The 17,669-nt window shown below is 58.1% G+C and carries 28 protein-coding genes and 1 pseudogene; 11 read left to right on the forward strand and 18 right to left on the reverse strand.

The genetic code is table 11. The features are described 5' to 3' along the window. Positions 1-3: 3 nt before the first annotated feature. A complete protein-coding gene (locus tag JK202_RS11010; protein ID WP_211561028.1) occupies positions 4-1,215 on the reverse strand; it encodes a DUF2213 domain-containing protein in 1,212 nt (403 codons plus the stop codon). A 15-nt stretch (positions 1,216-1,230) separates the two neighbouring features. Here JK202_RS11010 and JK202_RS11015 point away from each other — a divergent pair, with 15 nt between their 5' ends. After that, a complete protein-coding gene (locus tag JK202_RS11015) occupies positions 1,231-1,428 on the forward strand; it encodes a hypothetical protein (protein ID WP_211561029.1) in 198 nt (65 codons plus the stop codon). Here the strand turns inward: JK202_RS11015 and JK202_RS16515 are convergent. The 6 genes from JK202_RS16515 to JK202_RS11045 all read right to left on the reverse strand — a co-directional run bounded on the left by JK202_RS16515 (position 1,406) and on the right by JK202_RS11045 (position 6,526). Then, positions 1,406-2,218: a phage minor head protein gene (locus JK202_RS16515; RefSeq protein WP_211561030.1), complete on the reverse strand. Its 813-nt coding sequence runs from the start codon at positions 2,216-2,218 to the stop codon at positions 1,406-1,408. The genes JK202_RS11015 and JK202_RS16515 overlap by 23 nt on opposite strands. After that, entirely contained in the window at positions 2,215-3,834 is a 1,620-nt protein-coding gene (locus tag JK202_RS11025) for a DUF1073 domain-containing protein (RefSeq protein ID WP_211561031.1), read from the reverse strand. The genes JK202_RS16515 and JK202_RS11025 overlap by 4 nt, the downstream gene beginning before the upstream one ends. Then, positions 3,834-5,048: a PBSX family phage terminase large subunit gene (locus JK202_RS11030; RefSeq protein ID WP_211561032.1), complete on the reverse strand. Its 1,215-nt coding sequence runs from the start codon at positions 5,046-5,048 to the stop codon at positions 3,834-3,836. Before JK202_RS11030 ends, JK202_RS11025 begins: the two co-directional genes overlap by 1 nt. Then, positions 5,029-5,496, reverse strand: a complete 468-nt coding sequence (locus tag JK202_RS11035) for a hypothetical protein (protein WP_349291858.1) — start codon at positions 5,494-5,496, stop codon at positions 5,029-5,031. The genes JK202_RS11030 and JK202_RS11035 overlap by 20 nt, the downstream gene beginning before the upstream one ends. Before the next feature lie 2 nt (positions 5,497-5,498). Next, positions 5,499-5,843: a hypothetical protein gene (locus JK202_RS11040; protein ID WP_211561034.1), complete on the reverse strand. Its 345-nt coding sequence runs from the start codon at positions 5,841-5,843 to the stop codon at positions 5,499-5,501. Positions 5,844-5,905: 62 nt separating this feature from the next. Further along, on the reverse strand, positions 5,906-6,526 hold the full coding sequence (locus tag JK202_RS11045) for a hypothetical protein (RefSeq protein WP_211561035.1): 621 nt from the start codon (positions 6,524-6,526) through the stop codon (positions 5,906-5,908). Positions 6,527-6,620: 94 nt separating this feature from the next. On the opposite strand from JK202_RS11045, the gene JK202_RS11050 reads away from it, so the two are divergent. Then, entirely contained in the window at positions 6,621-6,974 is a 354-nt protein-coding gene (locus tag JK202_RS11050; RefSeq protein ID WP_211561036.1) for a hypothetical protein, read from the forward strand. A 52-nt stretch (positions 6,975-7,026) separates the two neighbouring features. Here the strand turns inward: JK202_RS11050 and JK202_RS11055 are convergent, their stop codons facing one another. Then, positions 7,027-7,257 (reverse strand): hypothetical protein, encoded by a 231-nt coding sequence (locus JK202_RS11055; protein ID WP_211561037.1) that lies wholly within the window; start codon positions 7,255-7,257, stop codon positions 7,027-7,029. An 84-nt stretch (positions 7,258-7,341) separates the two neighbouring features. Here JK202_RS11055 and JK202_RS11060 point away from each other — a divergent pair, with 84 nt between their 5' ends. After that, complete coding sequence (locus JK202_RS11060; protein WP_211561039.1) at positions 7,342-7,680, forward strand: energy transducer TonB; 339 nt, start codon at positions 7,342-7,344, stop codon at positions 7,678-7,680. 77 nt (positions 7,681-7,757) lie between these two features. Here JK202_RS11060 and JK202_RS11065 read toward each other — a convergent pair whose 3' ends face one another. From JK202_RS11065 to JK202_RS11110, 10 genes are all read right to left on the reverse strand, one after another. Then, positions 7,758-7,946, reverse strand: a complete 189-nt coding sequence (locus JK202_RS11065; protein WP_211561041.1) for a hypothetical protein — start codon at positions 7,944-7,946, stop codon at positions 7,758-7,760. Further along, on the reverse strand, positions 7,943-8,560 hold the full coding sequence (locus JK202_RS11070) for a hypothetical protein (protein WP_211561043.1): 618 nt from the start codon (positions 8,558-8,560) through the stop codon (positions 7,943-7,945). Before JK202_RS11070 ends, JK202_RS11065 begins: the two co-directional genes overlap by 4 nt. 2 nt (positions 8,561-8,562) lie before the next feature. Beyond that, positions 8,563-9,444, reverse strand: a complete 882-nt coding sequence (locus JK202_RS11075) for a DUF1376 domain-containing protein (RefSeq protein ID WP_211561044.1) — start codon at positions 9,442-9,444, stop codon at positions 8,563-8,565. Continuing rightward, a complete protein-coding gene (locus tag JK202_RS11080) occupies positions 9,441-9,800 on the reverse strand; it encodes a VRR-NUC domain-containing protein (RefSeq protein WP_211561046.1) in 360 nt (119 codons plus the stop codon). The genes JK202_RS11075 and JK202_RS11080 overlap by 4 nt, the downstream gene beginning before the upstream one ends. Continuing rightward, entirely contained in the window at positions 9,797-10,747 is a 951-nt protein-coding gene (locus tag JK202_RS11085) for an ATP-binding protein (RefSeq protein ID WP_211561048.1), read from the reverse strand. The genes JK202_RS11080 and JK202_RS11085 overlap by 4 nt, the downstream gene beginning before the upstream one ends. Next, positions 10,744-11,298: a DUF2312 domain-containing protein gene (locus tag JK202_RS16520; RefSeq protein ID WP_211561050.1), complete on the reverse strand. Its 555-nt coding sequence runs from the start codon at positions 11,296-11,298 to the stop codon at positions 10,744-10,746. The genes JK202_RS11085 and JK202_RS16520 overlap by 4 nt, the downstream gene beginning before the upstream one ends. A 160-nt stretch (positions 11,299-11,458) precedes the next feature. Beyond that, positions 11,459-11,740, reverse strand: coding sequence for a hypothetical protein (locus tag JK202_RS11095; protein ID WP_211561056.1), 282 nt, complete (start codon positions 11,738-11,740; stop codon positions 11,459-11,461). Next, the gene (locus JK202_RS11100; protein ID WP_211561057.1) at positions 11,737-11,904 is read right to left on the reverse strand and encodes a hypothetical protein; all 168 of its coding nucleotides are present in this window, start codon (positions 11,902-11,904) and stop codon (positions 11,737-11,739) included. The genes JK202_RS11095 and JK202_RS11100 overlap by 4 nt, the downstream gene beginning before the upstream one ends. A gap of 136 nt (positions 11,905-12,040) precedes the next feature. Beyond that, positions 12,041-12,547, reverse strand: a complete 507-nt coding sequence (locus JK202_RS11105; RefSeq protein ID WP_211561058.1) for a hypothetical protein — start codon at positions 12,545-12,547, stop codon at positions 12,041-12,043. Beyond that, positions 12,547-12,771, reverse strand: a complete 225-nt coding sequence (locus JK202_RS11110; RefSeq protein WP_211561059.1) for a carph-isopro domain-containing protein — start codon at positions 12,769-12,771, stop codon at positions 12,547-12,549. Before JK202_RS11110 ends, JK202_RS11105 begins: the two co-directional genes overlap by 1 nt. An 83-nt stretch (positions 12,772-12,854) precedes the next feature. Between JK202_RS11110 and JK202_RS11115 the strand changes: the two genes are divergently transcribed. From JK202_RS11115 to JK202_RS11150, 8 genes and pseudogenes are all read left to right on the forward strand, one after another. Continuing rightward, positions 12,855-13,604: a S24 family peptidase gene (locus JK202_RS11115; RefSeq protein ID WP_194688877.1), complete on the forward strand. Its 750-nt coding sequence runs from the start codon at positions 12,855-12,857 to the stop codon at positions 13,602-13,604. A 48-nt stretch (positions 13,605-13,652) separates the two neighbouring features. After that, positions 13,653-14,555, forward strand: coding sequence for a hypothetical protein (locus JK202_RS11120; RefSeq protein WP_211561061.1), 903 nt, complete (start codon positions 13,653-13,655; stop codon positions 14,553-14,555). Positions 14,556-14,698: 143 nt separating this feature from the next. Next, on the forward strand, positions 14,699-15,049 hold the full coding sequence (locus tag JK202_RS11125) for a hypothetical protein (RefSeq protein WP_211561063.1): 351 nt from the start codon (positions 14,699-14,701) through the stop codon (positions 15,047-15,049). Between the two features lie 220 nt (positions 15,050-15,269). Next, entirely contained in the window at positions 15,270-15,557 is a 288-nt protein-coding gene (locus JK202_RS11130) for a hypothetical protein (RefSeq protein ID WP_211561065.1), read from the forward strand. A gap of 4 nt (positions 15,558-15,561) precedes the next feature. Continuing rightward, entirely contained in the window at positions 15,562-16,425 is an 864-nt protein-coding gene (locus JK202_RS11135; RefSeq protein ID WP_211561067.1) for a recombinase RecT, read from the forward strand. Beyond that, the gene (locus JK202_RS11140; RefSeq protein ID WP_211561069.1) at positions 16,422-17,015 is read left to right on the forward strand and encodes a 3'-5' exonuclease; all 594 of its coding nucleotides are present in this window, start codon (positions 16,422-16,424) and stop codon (positions 17,013-17,015) included. The genes JK202_RS11135 and JK202_RS11140 overlap by 4 nt, the downstream gene beginning before the upstream one ends. Next, positions 17,012-17,185, forward strand: a complete 174-nt coding sequence (locus JK202_RS11145) for a hypothetical protein (RefSeq protein WP_211561071.1) — start codon at positions 17,012-17,014, stop codon at positions 17,183-17,185. Before JK202_RS11140 ends, JK202_RS11145 begins: the two co-directional genes overlap by 4 nt. Beyond that, positions 17,185-17,669: pseudogene (locus JK202_RS11150) on the forward strand (hypothetical protein); the annotation flags it as partial. The gene JK202_RS11145 and the pseudogene JK202_RS11150, both read left to right, overlap by 1 nt.

Genomic DNA, 17,669 nt, shown 5'->3' on the forward strand with positions numbered 1-17,669 from the left:
TCCTTACGCTTTGCGGCGAGCAGAAACGCCCGCCAGAGGGGAATCACTGTCGATGGCGCTGTCAGCCGCGAGACGGGCCGGACGCTCGGGACGCTTGGCGTTGATCGCCATGCTGACGAGGGCGGGGAGGGCGCTGTCATGAACGCCGGCAGCATCATGGCCGGTCTGCTTCAGGGCGTAGCGGTAAATGTCGCCCGCGCTGTCCATACCGATCACATCACCGACGAGAGGACGAACCGCTTCACGGGCGTCCTGTGCCAGTTTGCTGCGGCGGCGCTCCTTGGAGACGGCAGCCTCAATCAGACGAGAGACAGAAGCGGCATCCATGCCCTTCTTGTCATCCTTTTTCTCGTCGTCTTCGTCATCAGCCTGCTCGTCGTCTTTGTCCGCGTCGCGGGCCTTCTTGTCGCCAGCCTTCTTCTCCTCACGACGCTCGCCTTCGAGGACTTCATTGGCTTTACGGCCACCTTCCTCGTCGTCGCGCTCGCGTTCTTCTTCGGACTCGTCCTCGGCCTTCTTCTTGTCGTCCTCGGTTTCGTCCTCGTCCATGCACTTCTTGACGTCTTCTTCAGACGCATCCATGGCAAGGCGGCCGGATTTGAGAGCGGCTGCAACCTTCGCCGCAGCAGACATGGGCTTGTGGGCAGCCATGCTCGTTTCCTTCGTGATGTTAGGTGGTGCGCTATCGCCGATGATGGCGGTCTTCACGCGGGGCTCTTCCACCAGGGCAAGGTGGTTGAAGCGGATATTGACCATCTTCAGCGTGTAGCGCTGACCGTTGATCTCACCGGTCTCAGGGACGGTTTCGTAGGCGTATCCAGCCGACACGCACCGCTTGGAACCGTCCTGAATTCGTTTGATGGCGTCGCCGTCCCAGATCGACAGTTCACCGATGAGGTCGGGTGCCTGAAACGTGGCGTTGTTGACCGATCCGACCGTGATCTCGCGAGGATGATCCTCGGCGCTGACAGGCTGGTGGATCTCGATCAGGGGCTTGCCGTTCATGCTCGATGCGGCTTCCCGCAAGGCATCGGCGTCCCGATACATCCAGTAGATCGTGTCCGGATCCAGTCCCAGACGCTCGGCACCATTGATCTCACGTCCGTAATAGGGCGAGACTACCGCCGCGCTGAGCACACAACGCTCAACGTGCAGATGCCCGTCCGCATCGATGCGTCGCACCGACCGGTCAAGGGCCATGATTGTGTCTGTCATTTTAGGAGAGCCGTTGTGAAAGAAAACGAACGAGAGCTGTTGCTTAACTTGGCTGCCGGCTTTCAAGGCGCTACCAATATTATCAGAGAACTTGTTAACGGAACCGCTGATCCAGTCAGGGTTAATTTCGCCCTCAATAGCCTTTTGAATCAGGCTAAAACCGTTGCCGCACTTCGACAGAGCGTTCTCTCTACTGATCAAACCCCGGAATAATCACCTGAGACGTGCACCGGCAGTTCGGCTCTTCACCAGGAAAGATCAGCTTGCCGTTGCCGTCCACGTCCGCGCCTTTGCGGATGTCGTAGCGAAGCCGCTTCCGGCCTGCCTCGACGTGCTTGGGCCGTGGGTGCTTCCCCGCGCTTGAGTGGCACCAGATCGCCTCGGTCAGCCCCATCTCGATCTGTCGGGTCCGCGTGATGAAGGACGTGGCCTTATTGTTCTGGTCCCGGGCGATGAAAGCGGCGCGGCGTTGCGTGATGCCGTATCGCTCTTTCAAATCCTGCGTCAGAGTGGACAGGTCGCGCCCGGCCATCACTGAGCGCTGAACCATCCCCGACACTTCCGTCAGGTGATGTTCGGCAATGCTCTTGATGAGGCCGACGTTCTCATTGACCAGGCCGTCCAGCGTGTCGGTCACAGCCTTGGATGGCCGGAACCTCACCGCAAAACCAGCCTGCTTCAGCCGATCCATCAGCGACACATCGGAATGCCGTTGCCAGCGCTTGGATTGCATCTCTGCCATCTTCCGCGCCCGATCATCGAACAGCCCGCGCCACCGGGCCGTGAGCTTGTTCATGACCTTCTGAAGTTCGTCCGCCACGCTGTCCTGCGCGATGGTGGCTTCATGCTTCCGGTAATTGGCCTTGAGCCAGTAGGTCAGGCTGTCGTCCATCTCCCGGACGAGACGCATCAGGTCACGGTAGTAAGCCGCCTCAAGCGCAGCACTGGCGCGGGTTGGCTTAAGAGCTTTCCCGGTCGCAGAAGTGCAGCGGAGCTGGGTCACTCGTCACTTTCCTCGCCTCGCTTCAGCAGGCTTTCCATGTCCGGCATCTGTTCGGGCTCTGGTGGCTCAGGGGGAGGGCCGGTCAGATCAACGCCCTTGAAGATGGAATGATCGTCAGTCGCCTCACGCTCTCGGCACTCTTCCGGCGAGACGATGCCCGCCGTGGACAGCACGGCCATGAGGTCGGCCTTGATCTTCTCGATTTCGGCCAGCTGCTTCTCGTCCATCTGCCAGAGCGGGACGAAGTTGAAGGATAGGCCTTCGTCTATCTCGCCCCACAGATGAATCTGCACGGCTTCGAAGATCCGTTGGAGCGACGGCCGGATGTTTGCTTCCTGAAATGCGGAAATCTCGTCGTAGAAGACGCGAATTTCGCCATCAGACGAGGCGTTCAGTCCCTGCGGCTGGATGCCGAACAGCTTGACCAGCGGGATACCGGGGATCGAGGCCATTGCCTCCATCGACTGAGCCTGAAGACTGTCGAGCCCAGACAATGGCGTGGCGATGATCGAAGCATCCTCACGCTCCTTGTCCACCACGATCGTGCCCTGGCCTTCGGACACGTCCTGCATGTAGGCGGCGCGGCCCTGCACAGAGGCCATATCCACATCGTCATAGGGCATCGGCTGGGCGTCCATACCCGCCCCCATGTCCGTCTGCATGTTCCCCGTCATGTCCGTTTTCAGGACCAGCTTGGAGAAGTTGCGGACGATGGTGGCTGTGCTGTTACGCGTGGCCAGATAGTTGTGAACGTAGGCGCGCAGAAGCTGCGTGAGCGACTGGCCACCGAAGTTGAAGGCCGGCGCCAGGATCTGGCTGACAGGGTAGGGGATCGTGGTCAGCAGACGGGAGCTGTCCACCATCGTTCCGAGAACCCACCAGTTGTCTGGCCTGTAGAAATTCGGGGCGAGGGGGTTGTTCGCGTTGTAGCTGTTCGGCGTGGTCCAGATCGGCTCGATATTGGCAAGGCGCTCCAGTGAGCCTTTCGGCATGCCGTTCTTGCCGATCACGAGCGGCTGAGATTGAGCCGTCGTATTCAGCGCCGCTCCTTTGATGCCGATCCAGATATGGCCGAGACCGAACGTCAGACCGTGCAGGACGTGGGTCTGCATGATCCGCCGCACATTCAGGCGCTCGAACTCGCGCTCGACTTCCTGAATACGCTGCGCGGCTTCCTCGTTCTCTTCCGTGTCGCCGCCCTGCTTGTCGGATCGGAACTCGATCCACTCACGGGTCGCTTCACGCGCAATGACCTCACACGGCTTGCGGAATTCGGCCCGCTGCGCCATCTGGGCAAGCTGCGGGTAGCCAAGAAAGGCCAGACCGTCCTCGAAATAGTCACGCAGGATAGGAGCTGCCGTTGCGGCCCATTCTCCTATATCCCCGACGGCTTCAAGGCTTCCGCTGTCCATCGCCAGCGTGTCTGGAGCTTCACCCCGCACGCCTTCGGGGGGCTTGTAGGCGTCGAACGCAAGGCGCGGATCGCTCGGCAGCCCACCTGATCTATGCCCACGAAATGATCGCAGGTTCAGGCGTCGGTCAGAGCGTGAAAGGACAGGCTCGCGCCGCTCGGGCAACGGCTTGCGCTCCCGGTTGCGGCTGAACCAGTGTTTCATCAACGTGTCCTTGATTTGTAGCCCGCGAAGGAGGGCATCTTGCGGCGGTTCTGAATGATGCCGTTCAGCGCATAGCGCAGCGCATCAATGCCGTGGTTCCACTTGTCTTCGATCTTAGGGAGGATATCCCCAGTGTGCTTGTCCACCTTGTAGGCGTACATGCGAAACTCTTTGGCGACATTCGGGCAACGCGGATGAACCACGATTTTAGTAAATGCCTTCAGCCGCTCGACGCCGTCTTCAACGCTGCCAGGCCATTTATCCGCACCCGATATGCGGAACCTGTGCCGGTTGGCCATGTAGCTGATCGTTTCAGGGCGAGCGCAATCCGCAAGAATAGGCCAGTCACGAGACTGAGGGACCCGGTCAAACATGGCCGGAAGCTCGTCCAGTTCGACACCACGCCCGAACGCTTCGTAGTCGATGTAGAGCGCGCCATCCTGTATAAAACACCGGACCAACGCGGTAGGATCTTGTGAAAAACCCCAGTCGGCTCCGAAGTAAAGGCGCGCATCGTCAGGCGTATCAAACGCCTCGAAAACCACGCGGCTGCGGAAGATAACCGCCTCGCTGATCGTCCGGCACTCACCACCCCAGATATGTTCGTAGGCTTCCGGGTCCGTTTTGAGTAAGCGCAGCCGCTCGGCGTTCAGTTCATCAGGAAACCACGGATTGTCCTGCCAGTTCACTTTGCGAACAAGGGCATCTGCATCGCTTTCGAGCGAATGCATCAGCTTATGAACCGGGTCATCATCGTTCTGGGGGTTATAGGTAAACCAGAGTTCTGACCCCGCCTTTCGGATTGTCGGGATCAGCAACTCAAGAGACATCTGGCTTGTGGTCTGGGCCTCTTCAACCCAGCAAATGTCTATACCCTCAGTGGACTTGATACCCTGCACATTGCGGGCAAGCCCCTTGAACAGGAACTCAGAGCCGACCCGTGAACGAATGGATGTATCTGTGATCGTAAACCACGGAGACAACCCCATACTTTCGATCTGGTCCGCCAAAAGCTTCTTGGCACTATCCGCAATAGAGTTCTGGAACTCACGGCAGCATAGGACCCGGATCGGACGAGCCGCAGCCAGGGCCACAAGCACGCGCGCAATTGTCCAGGACTTCGAAGACCCACGGCCGCCATACCAGATCCGGTACCGTTTAGGCTGAGAGAAATCGCCAAATGCTGGCGGGATCTCAATCAGCGTCCTCGTCACGTTTCGGAGCTTCCGTGGTCTGGAATATCAACGTTGGCGGGGCAAGGGACTGGCCATCAGCGCCGGTGTGTTCCTGTGTGATCTTGTCGCCATACTTCTTCGGCGCACGCCTGGACATGGCCCAACGGATAATGTCGGCTCGGACTTTTATCGCACTGGCGTTTTCAGCGTTGGCGGTCCTCGCATCTGCTAGGATCTCCGCCTCCATTGCATCGGTCGCTTCCTCCCGCGCGCGCCTGTACTGTGACGATAACGTTTCGTCATTCCTGATCCATCGCCTGATCGTATCCCACGCAGGCATGTCGACCATCGCCGCAATATCGCGGATCGTCTGTCCTTCCTCGATCAAGCAGAGGACACGGTCCCAAAGCTCTTGCGTGAAGATGGAAGGCCGCCCGGCGGGGCGTGGAGCAGGGACCGGAATAACTTCCGCCTTCTTCCTCGCCATGACTACCTCACCAGATATTTCGGGCGCCCAGCCTCAACGCGACGTGTGTCCAGTTCCCGCCCGATTGCGCGTTGAACGCGGGACACAAGGGCAGGAGACAAAGCCCCGTCTTTCGTCAATTTGTGCGCATTATGAAACACGAACGGCTTGCACCGGATCAGGGCACCATCAACAACGCCGAGATAAAGCGTGTCAGGAAACTCGATCAGGATATCTGCACGATGCCTGACTGTGCTGGTCGGCAGGACAGGACACAAAGCCGCACGGCCTGATTGCATTGCTGCAATCACATGGAGCGATCCGCGCCACCTTACCACATCACCGGCTGTGATTGTGGTTGCGGCCATCGCTGATTGTCCGGGCTATTTCTGGCGCTACGGGCGCAATTCTTCAGTGTTGCCCAACCGTATCAGGCGCTGGCGCCAAGTACAAGCGCTTTGTTCCGCTCGATCCTGTCCCGGATTTCCTTTCGAACCCCAGCATAGGCACCGGAGAGCTGCTCCAGGATGAAGGCACATTGCCCGGAGATGATCTTCCGTCCATCCCTCGGCTTCCCTGCCATCAAAGCTTCGGCCATCGCCGAGAAAGACAGTTCCCGCGCAAGCATCATTTCCAGCCGAAGATGAGCGCAAAACCCAAGCCGGTCGCGGATCATGCCAATCCGTTCGGCCGCGTTACCCCGAGAGATTGCGAAAGTGTGCACGTCGCCCTTCACGTAATCGGAGGGCAGCACCTCACTTAGAATGTCCAGATACCCATGGTTTGCGAACACATAATCGCAGATCCACCATTTCGCAGCCGTGACGGCGTCGCCGTTGATGTCACCCGCCATGTGTAAAGCGTTCACGGTATTCAGCTTGATCCGCTTCTTGCCCTGCCACTCATAATCCCCCTTCGCCATCCGCTCCGGCGTCGGAGAATTATCCTCCACCTTGGCTGGGATGAATGCCGTTTTTCGTACCGTCTTCGGCGTCGAAAAGTGGCGAAGCGTGTCGCCGAGTCCGGCGCGGGATTTCTGGGCTGCTGGCATGCCGGAATGTTAGTACAGGGGAAGGTTCCTGTACAAGGCGAAAAGTGCTGTAATCTAGGGCTGTTAATTATAATTGTACTAAAAAGGATTTGTGATGTCTGAGGATATTTTTAAGTTACCAGGCATAATGAAAAAGTGGAATCACAAAGCTCGCTATGCGATAGATGCTGCCCACAAGTATGAGGGCTCTCCTTGGCTTGTAAATATATTCTCAAGCGAAAAATCCAGTGCAGCGGAAGCCGCCAACACTCTCGCTAAACGATTTGGTTGTGTGCGGCTGTATGAGTGGGGAACCTACATCACCGAAAAAGGAAATGTCTCTGCACCTTGCTGGATAGCCTATTGGTGGAATGACGTTGAATATGTTGGCGATAAACCAACTGGTTCAGGTTATGGAATTCCTGATGGAAACCTCCAGCCGGTTCCCTACAATCCCGCCAATCCGTAACTTTAGAATTCCATCGGTAGATTCTCGACTCAATATCCCAGACTACGCCGGGTCATCGCTTCCACTCCCGCGCAGGCGTCAAACGTCCGGGCATTGGTGGAGGCGGCTCCCATTGCTCCAGCTCCGCAACGCGCGTCTTGAGCCGCTCGATTTCCCGTTTCAGGCTGTCAGTGTGCCGCATGAAACCAGCATACCGCTCTGCATCGTAATCGTTCTCACTGAGCAACTGGGCGCGCAACCGCTGCACTTCGGCCCAAGGGTTCAGGTACCAGGGGAGGGTCATAGCGGCTCCAAAATTGTAACCATATCTATCAAAAAGATTGAGAATGTATCATATTACGCGGAAAGGTATTAACGGGAGGCCAACTTGAAGCAGTTCTTATTGTTGATTTTTTTGATGGCAATGCCAAATATTTCTTGCGCGTCTCAAGTGGCAACTGAAGCGAAGAAGATTGAAAATCCCGAGCCTTACTACCCATTTGAGTTAGTAGAAAATAATATATCAGGAAGTGTCGATATTGTTTTTGATATCGACAAATCAGGACATCCGATCAACTGCAAAGCGGTATCTTTCACTAATCGTGGCTTTATTAAAAGCGCTCTGGATTATTGTGCTCGCCAAAAATATAGTCCTAAGCTTGTCAAGGGAATCCCTGAGGTAGACCACGCGCGCACTGAAAAAGTCAGGTATGCAACTGCTGAATAATTCTTAATTCGGGTGCTCTTGCAGGGCGAGATGCTAGCTCGCCCTAACGGTATCGCCGCTCTTCGGCGCCTTTTGCCTCACTCCACACTCAACCCCAGATCGCCCTCGGTGTTTATTGTTCCACTATTATCGAGCAAAGCCGTAGAGGCATCGCCATCGCTTCCAGACGTTTCCACCCCATCGTGCGTCTGACATTCCGTACCGCACTCAGCGGCCAACGTCGCTACCTCTCCGGGCATGTCTGCGATGATGTCGCGCCGCATCATACCCGGTTCTCCGTTTCGCCGCCTGCTGCAAGCAGTTCGCGGATCACGGCGTCAGCCAGAGCGCCGGCCCGGGCCAGCTCCGAAGCATTCGGCCGCTTGCGTTCCGGCTCTCGCGGCGTTTCCGCCATGGCGAGGATTTCCCGCAAGCCAGTCACTTCGGCCCGGATCTGCTCGGCAAAGGGTCGGAGGTGGGCGTACAACTCGCCCGGTGCAGGCCAGCGCGATCCAACAGGATAGCCGTTCCGGTCGGCCTGCCGGGTCCATGCGATCCGGGTTTCCGGGGTCCAGGCGCCGACCGGGATGTCCGAACAAACCTCAGCGAAGATCGCGGCCTGAGCTGACCGCGCTTCCGGGGCGGGAGCATTGGTGACGAGCTGCGCAAGGCGTCCAAGCCAGGTCTTCACGCCAAGCAACGGGCACGGAAGCGCAGCGGCTTCGGCTGCTGCGAGCTGGAGGCGAACGGCCGCAATCCGATCCTTCGTCAGGTCAGTCCGCCAGAGATATCCTTCGCGCTTTGCCTCGATCAGGGCACGGAGGTCACCGCTGGCAGGGATGTATTCCGCGTCGGGGCGCTTCGTGGCTACGGCGGAATTGCGGTGAGCGATCTGGGTCATGGTCAAAATCCTTCCAGCATTTCGCCTTCGAGCCATGCGGCCTTGTTCCGACTACGTTCGGCGTCTCGCGATGAATGGCCGCTGCGTTGCGCCACGGCCCTCTCGATCCACGCCACAGGCTCGGCTGGTCGAAGGTCGGCAGCTTCGAGCAGGATCCGGTTCAGGATCGAGGCGTCGTCGCCGCAAGCCTTGAGCCATTTTCCGATCAGGCCACGAGACTGAGCCTCGGATTTTCCGGTCAGGCCCCGGACGGCTTGGAGCCCTAGTCGGAACAGGGCAGTCCGGGCATCGGGTGGCGATGGACGGGCAGGAGGGGTCTGGGAGCCAGCATCAACGGGATCGACCACGGACGGCGACGGCTCGGCCGGCGGCACGAACGAAGTGAGTGTTTCTTTCTTTTTACTCTCCCTCTCCCTCTCCCTCTCTAAGGCATTGCCGTGGGATGTGCCGTCGCTATGCCGTGGCATGTCGTTTTCCGATGCCGTGGCATTGCCAGCTCCCTCGTCTTTTTTCTGCCAGCGCTTTGCCGCACGCTCGCGCTGTGCAGTGCGGGCTTTCCATGCGTGGAGGGCTTTCTCTGCTACCGTGGGATGGTACAGGCGGCCGTCCGCGCACTTGATCCACCCGCGCAAAGCAAGGGATTTCACCTTTTTCCAGCGCGATCCAGCCGCTGATAAATGCGCAAGAACGCGATCATCATCAGGTAGGCTTGCTGCAGGAACTTGCAGCCAACTCTTGCACCAGAGTGCAACGGCCGCCTTAAACTCATCGCCAGTCGAGAGCGCAAACAGATCGCTATCGATCAAACGAACCACGTCTAACTGCATAAATGGCAATCCGCGCAAATCGCAGTCGTTTGGCGTCATTGGCTCAGGAATGCTCATGCCATCACCTCTGCACGCACTGGCATGCCGACTGAGCGCAGGAAATCGATAACCTCATCAAGAGACCGGCAGACGCCAACCTTTGCGCCAGCTGCGCGAAGCTCGGCATGTTTCGCTTTCTGTTCTGGAGAAAGACGCCCCTTCGGCGCCTTGAGCTCAATGTAGTAGGTCCGCTCATTCCAGACGATGCCAAGATCCGGCCACCCAGGGAGGCATCCGCGGGCCTTTCGGCGCGCGCCCTCTCTGGCGCCGTTCTGGCGGTTTTCGAAGGACTGAGGGACTGCCCCTGTCGGCAGGATGAACTGTAGAGCGTTCCAGATATGCTGGTGCAGGCGATCTTCGGTGTGAGCGGTCATGCCTGGCCTCCCATTCTCTGGGGGGGCCAAGACATTGCACTGAGACCTTTGACGGTCTCGGCATTCCGCCAGAGCTTCGGCACTTCCATTTCAGGTGGCGGCATGGTCGCGGAGAGTACAGACGCAAAGATCGTGCAAGGATCATCGATCGGCATGTTCATGCGCGGTCGAACCACAAGCGTCCGCTTCACGCCTTCCATTAATTCCCGCAGCAACGCAGGAGAAGCTCCGTCAGTGGCTTCGGCAAGAAGGTCGAGGTCATCATCATCAAAAGCGAACGGCATCCCGTAACGCTTGATGATGGCAAAGCGCTCCTGGAAGCCCGGCAAGGCAATGCCGATCTGCATATTGAACCGACGCCAGAAGGCCGGATCGATCCCGTCGGGAAGGTTCGTGGCAGCCATGAAATAGCCGACATTGAACTCTTCCATCTTGCGCAGGAGGACGGTCAGAGCGCTGTTCTTCTCATCGTCGCACTGGCCACCTGTTCGACCAGAGCGACTTGCACCGACGGCCTCTACTTCGTCCATGAACAGCACAACAGGCGTTTCAGCGGCTGCAAGTCCATCGAATAGCTTGGCCACGTTCTGACCACTCGCGCCAAGAATACCGGCGATCAGATGCTCGGACCCCACAACGACCATCGGCAAGCCCAGACGCGCCGCAAAGTGATGGGCCAGCGTTGTCTTGCCGCAGCCAGGCGGACCGAAGAGCAGCGCATTGGTCCGAGGTTTCACGCCAACGGACTTAAGCTCATCGGCCGCGCGGATCTCTGCCATCCACTGGAAGAGAGACGCGCGCACTGAGGCGTCGAGGATGGGTTCTTCTGCGTCCTTCGGGGAGCGGACGTCTGCTGTTTTCCCCAGACATGCCTTCAGGCGCTCAATTGGATCCTCTGCCGGCTTACGCTGGAGCCTTGTCGGCTGCATGTTCACGTCGCGCCTCATGCCTCATCCCCTTTCTCAGCCTTCTTCTGGGAACGACGCCACTCAGGAGGGATATCCATGCCGTCGCTACCAGCTTCAGCGCACCAACCTTCATCCCAGGAAGCACGGGCGGGGTCTCCAGCAGGGAAAGGATTTTCAGTGACGCGCTTGCCCGATCGAAATGCCTCCGCACCTTGAGCTCGCGCCTCGGACGGAGAGGCTGTTGGCTCGGGCTCAGGTGCCGGGTCGAACATGTCATCGACACCAGATTCCCGATCATCCTTTTCGTCGCGGGACATGTGGCGGCGCGCATTGTCGCTCATCGGCGTTCCGTCCAGCATGCCGAGCGTGGCACGGTAGAGTTCACAGAGGGATTGCCACTCCTCACGTTCGGCCTGAGACATGGCGCGCTCACGGATCATCTGCATGATGACCTTGTTATCGAACCCGGCCGCCTTGGCCTCAGTCTTGATGTCGGAGATGCCTTCGTTAATTCCCTTGCGTTCTTCCAGAAGCGTTTCGATACGCTGAACGAAAGAGAAGAGGCGAGCCTGGGAGTTGTTGAGCGTCATTTCCGGAGTTCCTTTCGTGCAGCATTGAGAGCGCGCTGGTGCCTGGCCATCTCGGCCTCGGCCCAAGCCGACCAGGCATCCCAGTCGCGCCAGAGAATGCGCAGCCATGCGAACCGGTATGACGGGGGAGGGCCTGCATGATGGCCGAACCCAAACCGGCCTAGTTTAAGGGTGAACCAGGGCATTGTGTGTCCTCACGCGCCTTGCGGCGCTCTGCGACGAGGCGTTCAACCTCGTCCGCAATGGAGTTGCAGGAGGCCATCAGCTCAATCAGTGCCTCGGCGTCCGGGGCATTGGTTCCTGACAGCCAGTTACGGGCGGACCTGGGGGATTTCTGGGAAGCCCGGGCCAGCATTTCGGCTCCGAAGCGCAGAGGCGCGAACTCGCGCTTGATCGCTTCGAGAAGTCGGACGCGGACGGGCGCAACGGTGGCGGCGCTCATTCGCGGAAACTTTCGGTCATTTTGCGGAAGAATTCGGTCAGTAATTGCCCGATCATTACCCATGCTTTTGCTCCATTCTCTGCCGTGTCACCGAGCAGAGAAGGAGCAACCACGATGGAAGGAGACGCGCCCCAGACACCACAATTCGAGATCGACGCGGACACGCCGCACCTTGCTGTCGCACTGTGTAGGGACGCCCAGCTTTGGGGCACCCTGCACAGCCGACAGCCGCAGGAGGTCAAGGACCACCTGGCGCTCAAACTGGCGATGTTGGTTGGAGCGGACATCTGGGGATGAGGCTCAGTGCAGTCCGCTGCCACGGCCGAACGCGCAGTCCGGCACAGGCAGAGGATCGCCGTCGAACAGAGCGCGCCACGACACGTCCGAGAAGGGCGCCAGCGGCTGCCTGATTACCGGCGCAGCAGGAACGTGTTTCTTCGGGTGCGCAGCCTGCTGACGTGCCGCTTTCCACTTGGAGCGGATAGCCTTGGGAGCCTGCCGTTCCATGGCCGCAGACAGTGCGACCGTTGAGACGCCCAGCCTCTCGGCAATGGCGGAGGCGCTCTCTGCCCGCTCCATCATTTCGAGAAGCGTCGGCATCAACGGAGACCAGTCGATACGAGAAGATGCGCCGCCGGTGGAGCTGTCATTTGGCGACAGGCCATTGAAGCCATAGCGGCGGATCGTGGCTGCAATGCCGTTTTCAGACACACCGAAATGGTCCGCGAGCTGGGCGCGTGTCTTTCCTTCACGGATCAGGCGTTCCAGCTCAGAAAGGCGGGGCTTCCATTTGAAACTTCCAGCCATCACGCAACCTCCTTCCGCTTGGCGCGGGCGGGGAGGGGCGGAAGGCAGGCCTTCAGCAGTTCGCTCAAAGGCATTCCCGTGACGGTTGCGATTGCGGGGACCCGGCTTGCCGGGATGCTTCCCTTTCGCTTCCACGACTGAACGGTGGACGGCGAAAGTCCGAGCTTGCGAGCCAGTGAGCGTGTGCCCCCTTGCTCCTCGATGATAACGAGTGCGTTGGTCATGTGCGATTTGTGCGACACATTCACACAAATAGCAATGACTTTTTCGCACAGACATGTGCGGTCATTTCGCACATAGTGGAGAAATGACTGATTTGCCCGTCAACGACCGATTGAAGGCACTGCGCTTACGCGGTGGCTATACCGTCCGCGAGTTTGCTCAGGCCTTAGGGTATGGTGAGCGATACTCGACATACGCCTCGTACGAGGGGAAATACAAAAAACCGTACCTGCCGGTGGATCTGGTCAAGAGCATGTTGCCGCTCCTCTTGGATCGTGGCGATCCGCCGATCACTTCAGGTGAAGTCTGGAGCCTTGCTGGCGTCGCTCCTGGAACGGACGGTATCGCCCCCAGCATCGAGCGAGCAGAGCGCATTGAACGGACCAAGAAGCCGAAACATGGCGAAGTGGTCATCAATGAGTTTGACGTGTCACCCCAGGCTGGCGGCGGGGCGCTTGTGGCCGAAAATGGCGGCGACGGAGACATGCATACGTCTCTGGCTACTTGGACGCTGCCTAGGGCATTCCTCGAGAACTACGTCCCGGACAGTTCTGGCCTCGCAGTGGTGCGCGTCATTGGCAATTCGATGGAGCCTGATTTCATGCCGGGCGACCGGGTGCTGGTCGATACGCATCATAAGCTCATGAGCCATGACGGTGTGTATGTGCTGTGGAACGGGCACGGCGTCGTCATCAAACAGCTTCAGCTCGTACCCCGGAGCGATCCTGAGCGCGTTCGAATCATCAGTGTGAACAAGACCTATGACACGGATGAGGTTCTGCTCTCGGAGATTGAGATCAACGGCCGCGTCGTTGGGAAGTGGACTTGGAAGTAAAATCCGATCGCCATTTCATGCATTTATTTCAATGAGATAGGATATTTTATGGCTACGTTTCCGATCGTCCCTGGACAAGGCCGCTTAGATCTAACGATTGAAAAACAAATCGAGATAGACGGCGTTGGTATGGGGGTTCTATCTGATGGGACTCCTTTCCTAACAGGACGCGGCCTTGCGAGGCTTTGTGGTATTGCTAATCCTCGAATCGTCGAGATGGGCCAAACATGGAATCTTGAATCTCCTCCCCCAATGACGGCCGGAGTTAAAAACATTCTGCAAGGGAGGGGTATTGAAATAGAAAAACCTTATGTCGAGATAACTCAGACATCAGGATCGTTCTACGCATATACTGACGCTGTATCTCTGGCTGTTCTCGAATATTATGCCTTTGACGCTTTAAATACCACCGAACAAGCTAAAAGTAATTTTAGGCTTCTCGCAGGAAAAGCTCTCGAGCAATTTATTTATACACAGGTTGGATATGATCCAAATAACCATGTTCCCGTAGTTTGGCGTCAATTCCATGATAGAGTTTCTTTAACTTACAACTCATTGCCTCCTGGATATTTCGGAATTTTTAAGGAAATATCTGATATGATCGTTACTTTAGGTCAATGTGGGTTGCACATTGACAGTACTTTTGTTCCAGACGGGAGCGTAGGAAGCATTTGGGCCAATCATTGGAAGAGCGGAGGCTTTGACGAAAAATTTGGACCAAGGAAAAGGTGGAATCACAACTATCCCGAGTATTTTCCCCAAGCCAAATCCAATCCTCAGCATGCGTGGTGTTATCCAGATTTAGCTTTAGCTGAATTCAGAAGGTGGTTCCGCGAAGACTACGTTGGGAAGGGCAAATTCGCTACTTACTTAGGCACTAAGGTGAAGCAAAACGCGCTTCCAGCCTCATTCGCCCAACTCGCTATAGAAGCATATACACAAGACGACTAACCCAATAACCCGGCTCCGGCCGGGTTTCTTTTTGTGCGATACGATCGATAAAATCATACATGTGCGATTTTATCGCTTGACGTCTGTGTGACGTTATCGCACATATAGTCCCACACCGCACGAAGCGGCGAGGGAGAACCACAATGGCGAACCTGCCTGACAATTTTCCGCAGAATACATTTGAGCGCGCGCCGCCGCTGCTGACAGATCCCAACTGGCCACGCTTTCATGATGTGACTGAGGATGATCTGCGAGAGATCCAGTCGAGATTTCCGGGGCCTCAGTTCACCAAGCGCACGCTGTTTGAAACGTCGAATTATGCGCTGGCCGAAGCTGAGGTAGGGCTTGAGATTCACCGCAAGCGGCGGGACGGATCTTGGGTTCGTGGCGTTGAACTCTCTGACGTCGATTCAGACTGGAAAGCTGTTCAGCGGTGCAAAGAGTGGATGATCCGTCACGACGATGGCGTGCTCCACAACATGGAGCCTGCGTGATGCCCGGCATCAGCGCTCACGACCTGGTCTCTGCTGCTGACCTACTGCTGCAGGTCCAGGAAATTGCCTACCGGATTGAGCATGATCCGAGTGCAATCCAAGACCTGAGACGCCTTTCATTTCGATGCGGGGAGGCGGCCCTAAGTCTAAAGAGCCCGACCTACACCGTACAGATCCCCATCGCCGCCTGACCGGCAAGTAAACAACAGGAATTTCTGAAATGCGTGAAACAGCAAACGCCCGAAGTGTGGCCAAAGCATCAGTTCCATATCTGGAAATGAAGCGCCGTCAGTTCCGCAAGGCCGCTTGCGTGAGCCTGAATGCCGCAGGCCGGGCCGATATGGCAGGCGACCAGGCAGAGCATGACCTGCACTGGCAGCGCTATCTCGATGCCGCGAACATCGCGCTCGATGTGGACCGAAAGATCAAAGACCAGACCGTCGCAGGCCTGTCCCGGATCGTGGCGCGCGTCCTGCGCAATCCCACCATCATTGCCGGAAGGGCTTGAGACGATGAACGCAGTTACGACGACGCAGGGACATGCGCCTGCAATCCAGATCAACAGCTTCAACGAACTGATGCGCTTTGCCGAGATCGCGGCTGGCAGCGGCATGGTTCCGAAAGATTACATGGGCAAGCCCTCGGCCATTCTGATCGCAGTGCAGATGGGATCCGAACTTGGTCTGGCACCGATGCAGTCCATGCAGAATATCGCGGTTATCAATGGGCGCCCAAGCGTCTGGGGCGATGCCCTGCTTGGCCTCGTGAAGGCTTCTCCGGTCTGTGACGATGTGGTCGAGACGCTGGAAGGCGAGGGCGACAAGATGACGGCCATCTGCGTTGCCAAGCGCAAGGGCAAGTCACCGGTCGAGGCCCGGTTTAGTGTGCAGGATGCGAAAGATGCAGGCCTATGGAGCAAGCCGGGGCCGTGGAAGCAGTATCCGAAACGCATGCTTCAGATGCGCGCTCGTGGCTTTGCGTTGCGCGACGCCTTCCCGGATGTGCTGCGTGGGCTGATCACGGCCGAGGAAGCCGCTGACATTCCGCAGGATGACTTCCGGAAGAGCGTGTCCAATCAGAAGCCGGTCGATGTCACGCCGCAACGCCAGCAGATCCAGGCAGGACGTCAGACAGATCATGTAGAATTCTTCCGCGCGCGTCTGAACTCCTGTTCAACCACTGGCTGCGTTCTGGATTTGGAAAAGAAGTGGGAGCTGTCCAAAGCCAAGCGAGAGAACGAAGGCAATCCGTTCCCTGAAAATGTGATTGCAGACGTTACCGACCTGTTCGCCGATCGCTACGGCGTGCTGCACGAGCAGGAACGCCAGCAGGCTGACGCCAACGCGGAAGTCCCGGCTGAGGAGATGCCGGCATGAGCATCCTCTTCTTTGATACGGAGACCACGGGCTTTGCGAAGCCCGGACTTCCGACCGGTCATGAGGATCAGCCGCATTGCGTGCAGCTCGCGGCCATCCTGACAGACAATCAGGGTCAGGAAGAGGCGTGCGTGAACGTCATCGTCCGCCCGGATGGCTGGACTGTTCCTGATGCAGCGGCAGCCGTCCACGGCATCACAACAGAAAAGGCAGCGCGCTACGGCATCCGGGAGCAGGTCGCCGCAGTTCTTTTTTACGATCTGACGAGCCGGGCTGATCTTCTGGTCGCGCACAATATTCAGTTTGATCGGCAGATCGTGGCGACCATGTACGCCCGGGCCAAGCGGTCTGAGTGGAAACTGCCGACTGCGCAGTTCTGCACGATGGAAGCCGCTGCGCCGCTGGTGAACCTGCCGCCGACGCCTCGCATGCGGGCGGCCGGGATCAACAAGCCCAAAGCGCCAAAGCTCGAAGAGTGCATTCAGCACTTCTACGGCGAGACGCTTGAGGGCGCGCATGACGCCCTGGTCGATGTCCGGGCCTGCGCTCGGATCTACTTCGAGATGAAGCGCATGGGAGAGGTAGCATGACCCGCCCCCGCGAGATCAACGAGGACCTGAGCGACGTGATTGCACGCTCCTTCCTCATGGAGCGGATCGAGCGCGCGGCAGCCCTGCCGTGCCTGTCCGACCTCCGCCACGACGACAACGAAATCCGCCGTGAGAGCGGCTTGCTGAATGCTGAGAAGTGGAGCGCGTGATGAGTGAAGCGACAAACCCGACCGAAATTACCCTCCTGCGCATCCGCGAATGGGGCGCGTGCGGGGATGGACGAGATTGGTTCCGAGAGAAGTTCCCGCAAGGCGGCGACTACGGCCTCGTTATGAATGCGCTGTATGACGACAAGCGCTTTAGCGATGCGCAATGGCTGGCGTCGAAGGTCTTTGCAGAAATCAAGGATACGGCCGCGATCGTGGGAAGCGAAGTTAGCGCCATCCAGTCCGCGACGAAGGGCAAAGATGAGAGCGGGGACGGCGCCCGGATCGGCAGCAGCGGGGACGGCGCCCGGATCGGCAGCAGTGGGAACTACGCCCAGATCGGCAGCAGCGGGTACAGCGCCCAGATCGGCAGCAGCGGGTACAGCGCCCGGATCGGCAGCAGTGGGAACTACGCCCAGATCGGCAGCAGTGGGAACTACGCCCAGATCGGCAGCAGCGGGTACAGCGCCCGGGTCGGCAGCAGCGG

Source organism: Gluconobacter sp. Dm-62 (genome assembly GCF_018256155.1).
In the GTDB taxonomy this organism is placed as follows: domain Bacteria; phylum Pseudomonadota; class Alphaproteobacteria; order Acetobacterales; family Acetobacteraceae; genus Gluconobacter.

Coding starts and splice junctions, on each gene's coding strand:
- JK202_RS11010 (WP_211561028.1), bottom strand. CDS start 1,215: ATGACAGACACAATCATGGCCCTTGACCGGTCGGTGCGACGCATCGAT.
- JK202_RS11025 (WP_211561031.1), bottom strand. CDS start 3,834: ATGAAACACTGGTTCAGCCGCAACCGGGAGCGCAAGCCGTTGCCCGAG.
- JK202_RS11035 (WP_349291858.1), bottom strand. CDS start 5,496: ATGGCGAGGAAGAAGGCGGAAGTTATTCCGGTCCCTGCTCCACGCCCC.
- JK202_RS11040 (WP_211561034.1), bottom strand. CDS start 5,843: ATGGCCGCAACCACAATCACAGCCGGTGATGTGGTAAGGTGGCGCGGA.
- JK202_RS11045 (WP_211561035.1), bottom strand. CDS start 6,526: ATGCCAGCAGCCCAGAAATCCCGCGCCGGACTCGGCGACACGCTTCGC.
- JK202_RS11050 (WP_211561036.1), top strand. CDS start 6,621: ATGTCTGAGGATATTTTTAAGTTACCAGGCATAATGAAAAAGTGGAAT.
- JK202_RS11055 (WP_211561037.1), bottom strand. CDS start 7,257: ATGACCCTCCCCTGGTACCTGAACCCTTGGGCCGAAGTGCAGCGGTTG.
- JK202_RS11065 (WP_211561041.1), bottom strand. CDS start 7,946: ATGATGCGGCGCGACATCATCGCAGACATGCCCGGAGAGGTAGCGACG.
- JK202_RS11070 (WP_211561043.1), bottom strand. CDS start 8,560: ATGACCCAGATCGCTCACCGCAATTCCGCCGTAGCCACGAAGCGCCCC.
- JK202_RS11075 (WP_211561044.1), bottom strand. CDS start 9,444: ATGAGCATTCCTGAGCCAATGACGCCAAACGACTGCGATTTGCGCGGA.
- JK202_RS11080 (WP_211561046.1), bottom strand. CDS start 9,800: ATGACCGCTCACACCGAAGATCGCCTGCACCAGCATATCTGGAACGCT.
- JK202_RS11085 (WP_211561048.1), bottom strand. CDS start 10,747: ATGAGGCGCGACGTGAACATGCAGCCGACAAGGCTCCAGCGTAAGCCG.
- JK202_RS16520 (WP_211561050.1), bottom strand. CDS start 11,298: ATGACGCTCAACAACTCCCAGGCTCGCCTCTTCTCTTTCGTTCAGCGT.
- JK202_RS11095 (WP_211561056.1), bottom strand. CDS start 11,740: ATGAGCGCCGCCACCGTTGCGCCCGTCCGCGTCCGACTTCTCGAAGCG.
- JK202_RS11105 (WP_211561058.1), bottom strand. CDS start 12,547: ATGGCTGGAAGTTTCAAATGGAAGCCCCGCCTTTCTGAGCTGGAACGC.
- JK202_RS11110 (WP_211561059.1), bottom strand. CDS start 12,771: ATGACCAACGCACTCGTTATCATCGAGGAGCAAGGGGGCACACGCTCA.
- JK202_RS11115 (WP_194688877.1), top strand. CDS start 12,855: ATGACTGATTTGCCCGTCAACGACCGATTGAAGGCACTGCGCTTACGC.
- JK202_RS11120 (WP_211561061.1), top strand. CDS start 13,653: ATGGCTACGTTTCCGATCGTCCCTGGACAAGGCCGCTTAGATCTAACG.
- JK202_RS11125 (WP_211561063.1), top strand. CDS start 14,699: ATGGCGAACCTGCCTGACAATTTTCCGCAGAATACATTTGAGCGCGCG.
- JK202_RS11130 (WP_211561065.1), top strand. CDS start 15,270: ATGCGTGAAACAGCAAACGCCCGAAGTGTGGCCAAAGCATCAGTTCCA.
- JK202_RS11135 (WP_211561067.1), top strand. CDS start 15,562: ATGAACGCAGTTACGACGACGCAGGGACATGCGCCTGCAATCCAGATC.
- JK202_RS11140 (WP_211561069.1), top strand. CDS start 16,422: ATGAGCATCCTCTTCTTTGATACGGAGACCACGGGCTTTGCGAAGCCC.
- JK202_RS11145 (WP_211561071.1), top strand. CDS start 17,012: ATGACCCGCCCCCGCGAGATCAACGAGGACCTGAGCGACGTGATTGCA.